Genomic DNA, 4,819 nt, shown 5'->3' with positions numbered 1-4,819 from the left:
TCCATGCGGATGGCAACTTCACAGTCTTCAAAAATTTCCAGTTTCGCGATCTTGACGCGCACGCCCAGCACGCCGGGCAACTGCATCAGCCGGTGGGCCAACTTGCCGATCAGGGTCTCCAGCAGGTTCACGTGCTCGGCCGTGCATTCGCTGATGATGATCTGGCGCACTTTTCGGTAGTCCAGCACGTGGTTGATGTCGTCGTCATGCGGCAGCAGGGGCTGGGTGCCCAGGCTCAGCTCGGCGTCCACCTGGATAGGCTGGGGTGCGACTTTTTCGGACTCCAGAATGCCGAGGTTGGCGTCAAAGCGCAGGCCCGTGAGGGTCAGGGTTTGGTGACCGGTGCTGGCCTTCATGTGTTCACGCCTTTCATGCGGAATACTTCAACGCCCACCCCCGCGCAGTCGGGGTACACGTCAGGTTTTTGGGTAGACAGGCGCACGGCGCGCACCTGCGGGTGGGCCAGCATCTGCTGCACCAATTCATCGCACAGGGTTTCCTGCAGTTCGACATGGCCACGCGCAATGCGGCGGGCAATGAGTTCGCGCACAAAGTCGTAGTCCACCACTTCTGACAAGCTGTCAGAAACAGGCGTGCTGCCATCGTAGGGTACGAACAGTTCCACATTAAAAATCAGGCGCTGCGACACGCCTTTTTCAAAGTCATGGGCGCCGATGTGCACTTGCACTTCGTGGTCCCGCAAAAAAAGGCGGCGGCATTCCAGTGCCAGGGTCACCAAGGGATCGTGGCTCATGGGTTGTCTTTCACAGAAATGGTTTCCACGGCAAACATCACATCGCGCTCCAATGGCACCAAATGTTGGCCGTTGTCCACGCACAAGGTGCTGCCGGTAATGCAAGGGTTCTCCGCCAGAAACAGGCAGGTGGCAGCGACCTGGCCGGGGTCTATGGGTTCGCGCAACAGGTTGACGCGTGCGGCCTTGTCGAAGTTGTCCTGGGTTTGCGGGCCGCTCAAAAACATCAGGCCCGGGGCCACACCGCACACGCGCACGGCTGGAGCCAGCGCCTGGGCTTGCAAAGCCACTGCCCGTTCCAGCGCCAGCTTGCTGACGGTGTAGGAAAAATAGTCGGGGTTGAGGTTGAACACCTTCTGGTCCAGCACATGGATGATGCTGTGCGCGCCCGGGGTAGCGTCCGCACCCAGGCTGTTGGTCATCCAGCGCGAGAGCGACAAGGGTGCCATCAGGTTGACTTCCAGCTGCTGGCGAGCGCCTTCGGTGTCGATGGCATCGCCACTGTCGGGCTCGAAGCTGGAGGCGTTGTTCACCAGGCAATGCAGCGGGCCGGACTTGGCGGCAATTTCTGCAATCACGGCCTTGCGGCTGCCTTCATCTGACAGGTCCGCATGGATGGCGTGGGCCTCATGCCCTTGGGCACGCAGCCCGCCGCACAGCGCTTCAGCCGCTTCAGCGCTGCGCTGGTAATGGCACCACACCTCCCACCCGGCCGCGGCGAAACGGGCGCAGAGGAGCGCACCCAAACGATGGGCACCACCGGTGACAAGTACGCGCTTCAACACAAATGCATCCTGAAAAAAGGGAGGGGACGTGGAGGGAAAGATAATCCGTGGCTTTACGCAACACGAGACCCATGCCCATGTCCACGACGGAGAGTATTCCGGCCAACTTGACCCGAATTATCGCGGATGCCATCGAAAAGGCGGGCGGATGGATTGGATTTGACACCTTTATGGCCCTGGCTTTGTATGCGCCGGGTTGGGGCTACTACGCCAACGGCTCCACCAAATTCGGCCAGATGCCCCAGGGATTGGTGGGTGAAGCAGGGGTCGAAGGTGCCGGTAGCGACTTTGTGACGGCCCCGGAGATCAGCCCTTTGTTCGGCCAGGCGCTCGCCCGCCAGGTAGCGCAGGTGCTGGAAGCCACAGGCACCGACGAGCTCTGGGAATTCGGCGCGGGCACCGGAGCCTTGGCGCTGCAGTTGCTCGACGCATTGGGCGACCGGGTGCGCTCGTACACGATTGTGGATCTTTCGGATTCCTTGAAAGCCCGCCAGCGGGAGCGACTGGCAGGCCATGCAGGCAAGGTGCAGTGGGTGAGCGCGCTGCCTGCGCACATGCGTGGCGTGGTCGTGGGCAATGAGGTGCTGGATGCCATGCCGGTGCAGCTGCTGGCCCGTGTGGCGGGGGCCTGGCATGAGCGCGGTGTGGCCTTGGCTCAGGGCCAATTGGTCTGGGCTGACAAGCCCAGCACCTTGCGCCCGCCCGTCGATATTGATGGCGAACATGACTACCTGACGGAAATCCACGCACAGGGTGAAGCCTTTGTCCGCACGCTGGCGGATCACTTGCAGCTTGGGGCTGCTTTCTTGCTGGACTACGGTTTCCCCGAGAGTGAGTACTACCATGTGCAGCGCTCCGGCGGCACGGTCATGTGCCACCGCGCCCACAGGGCGGATGCGGACCCTTTAAGCGATGTGGGGCTCAAAGACATCACCGCGCACGTGAACTTCACTGGTGTTGCGGTCGCCGCGCAGGACGCGGGGCTGGATGTATTGGGCTACACCAACCAGGCACACTTTCTGATGAATTGCGGCTTGGTGGAAGCCATGCAATCGCAGCCACTGCAAGCCCGTGTAGCCGCCCAGAAACTTCTGATGGAGCACGAGATGGGCGAGTTGTTCAAGGTAGTCGCGTTGGGTCGGGGTGTGGACGCTCCACTTCTGGGCTTTGCCCGTGGCGACAGGACCCACCGGCTTTAGTCCTGAGGCATTCGCGGTCTCTCCGGAGGCCCCATCGGGATGCAGCGAAAACTAAGGCTACAATCTAAATGCGAATTGTTGTTATTTGTGTTGTGGCCGAAACAAAACGGCCGGATTAAACCCTTTGCCTGCATCATGAAACGTAAATTCCTGAACTCTTTGTTCCGCTTGGCTGCCTTGGGCGCTGCGATCGCCACCGTGGGATTGCCTGCGCAAGCGCAGACGCCTTCCGCAGAAGGCATCCTGGTCTACAACGCCCAGCACGCCAGCTTGACCCAAGCCTGGGTAGAGGCCTTCACCAAAGAAACCGGCATCAAGGTCACTTTGCGCCAAGGCAGCGATACCGAGTTGGGCAACCAACTGGTGCAAGAAGGAGCCGCCTCGCCGGCCGACGTGTTTTTGACTGAAAACTCCCCGGCCATGGCCTTGGTAGACGGTGCCGGCCTGTTTGCTCCGTTGGACCCCGCCACGATCAACCTGATTGCCCCTAGCTACCGCACCGCCCACGGCCGCTGGGTAGGCATTGCGGCGCGTAGCACCGTGTTTGTGTACAAGAAAACCAAGTTCACTCCTGAGCAGCTGCCCAAGTCGCTGATGGATCTGGCCAAGCCCGAGTGGAAGAGTCGCTGGGCTGCGTCCCCTGCGGGTGCGGACTTCCAGGCTATCGTGAGCGCGGTACTGGAGCTCAAGGGCGAGGCTGCTACAGCTGCCTGGCTCAAGGGCATGAAAGAGAACGTGGTGCCCTACAAAGGCAACAGCATTGCCATGAAGGCTGTCAACGCGGGTCAGGTTGACGGTGCGGTGATCTACCACTACTACTACTACGGCGACATGGCCAAGACCGGTGAGAACAGCGAAAAGGTGGGTTTGCACTATTTCCGCAATGAAGATCCGGGCGCATTTGTGAGTATCTCGGGTGCGGGCGTGCTGGCCTCCAGCAAGCGCAAGGCAGAAGCCCAGGCATTTGTGAAGTGGGTTGCCGGCAAAGGCGGCCAGGAAATTTTGCGCACCGGCAACTCATATGAATATGCTGTGGGTCAGGGTGCTGCTTCACACCGCAGCCTCGTACCTCTGGCGGACTTGCAAGCTCCGAAAGTCGAGCCCGCCAAACTCAATAGCAAAAAAGTATCTGACCTGATGACCCAGGCGGGCCTGTTGTAATCCACTTGTGACTTCTCTCGCGGTGCATGTTCCTGCGCCCCTGGCCCGCCCCGCGCGCCAGGGGCGTTTGTCCTGGGTGGCGCTGGCTGCGCTGCTCGTGTCCGTGCTTGCCCTGCTGCCCTTGGGTTTTGTGGCATGGGTCGCTTTTCAGAGCGGTTGGGACACGGTGGTGGCCTTGGTATTCAGGCCGCGGGTAGGCGAGTTATTGATCAACACCGCACTGCTGGTGGTCCTGACCGTGCCACTTTCCATCGTGCTTTCGTTGTCCTTGGCGTGGTTGACCGAGCGTTCAGACCTGCCCGGTGCGCGCTGGTGGTCGTGGTTGGCTGCGGCGCCTTTGGCAGTGCCGGCCTTTGTGCACAGCTACGCATGGATCAGCGTTGCGCCCGGCATGCACGGCCTGTGGGCGGCGGTGTTGATTTCGCTGGTGGCTTATTTTCCGTTTGTGTATTTGCCTATCGCAGCCGCATTGCGCCGCTTGGACCCGGCTATGGAAGACGCGGCGGCTTCTCTGGGCTACGGCCCGTGGGCCGTGTTTATCAAAGTGGTGCTTCCGCAGCTGCGGCTGGCCATCTGGGGCGGCGCACTGCTAGTGGGTCTGCATTTGCTGGCGGAATACGGATTGTTTGTGACCATCCGTTTTGACACGTTTACCACCGCCATCGTGGACCAGTTCCAATCCACCTACAACGGCCCGGCCGCCAACATGTTGGCGGGGGTGTTGGTGCTGTGCTGCTTTGGCTTGCTCGGCTTGGAAGCCGGCACCCGAGGACGGGAGCGCTATGCGCGGGTCGGCGCGGGTTCTGCCCGGCAAGTGCCTGTGCGGGCCTTGGGCCGCTGGACTGCACTTTGCCTGCTATTGCCGGCTGTGACTGCCTTGTTGTCACTGGGCGTGCCGCTGGTCACCCTGAGCCGCTGGC

At 61.1% G+C, this 4,819-nt stretch carries 6 protein-coding genes; 3 read left to right on the top strand and 3 right to left on the bottom strand.

Annotated elements, in window-relative coordinates; genetic code table 11:
* From QZW03_RS17385 to QZW03_RS17375, 3 genes are all read right to left on the bottom strand, one after another.
* The coding region (locus QZW03_RS17385; RefSeq protein WP_296511312.1) for a dihydroneopterin aldolase at positions 1 to 356 on the bottom strand (356 nt) is incomplete at its 3' end.
* On the bottom strand, positions 353 to 754 hold the full coding sequence (locus QZW03_RS17380; protein WP_296511311.1) for a dihydroneopterin aldolase: 402 nt from the start codon (positions 752 to 754) through the stop codon (positions 353 to 355). The genes QZW03_RS17385 and QZW03_RS17380, both read right to left, overlap by 4 nt.
* The gene (locus tag QZW03_RS17375) at positions 751 to 1,539 is read right to left on the bottom strand and encodes an SDR family oxidoreductase (protein ID WP_296511310.1); all 789 of its coding nucleotides are present in this window, start codon (positions 1,537 to 1,539) and stop codon (positions 751 to 753) included. The genes QZW03_RS17380 and QZW03_RS17375 overlap by 4 nt, the downstream gene beginning before the upstream one ends.
* Positions 1,540 to 1,616: 77 nt before the next feature.
* Here QZW03_RS17375 and QZW03_RS17370 point away from each other — a divergent pair, with 77 nt between their 5' ends.
* From QZW03_RS17370 to QZW03_RS17360, 3 genes are all read left to right on the top strand, one after another.
* A complete protein-coding gene (locus QZW03_RS17370) occupies positions 1,617 to 2,738 on the top strand; it encodes an SAM-dependent methyltransferase (RefSeq protein WP_296511313.1) in 1,122 nt (373 codons plus the stop codon).
* 135 nt (positions 2,739 to 2,873) lie between these two features.
* Complete coding sequence (locus QZW03_RS17365; RefSeq protein WP_296511309.1) at positions 2,874 to 3,899, top strand: iron ABC transporter substrate-binding protein; 1,026 nt, start codon at positions 2,874 to 2,876, stop codon at positions 3,897 to 3,899.
* Between the two features lie 7 nt (positions 3,900 to 3,906).
* Positions 3,907 to 4,819, top strand: a 913-nt coding sequence (locus tag QZW03_RS17360) for an ABC transporter permease subunit (protein ID WP_296511308.1), incomplete at its 3' end; no start/stop codon positions are given.

The organism is Rhodoferax sp. (assembly GCF_013297935.1).
Classification (GTDB): Bacteria; Pseudomonadota; Gammaproteobacteria; order Burkholderiales; family Burkholderiaceae_C; genus Allorhodoferax.
This window is presented reverse-complemented; position numbering and strand designations above follow the sequence as displayed.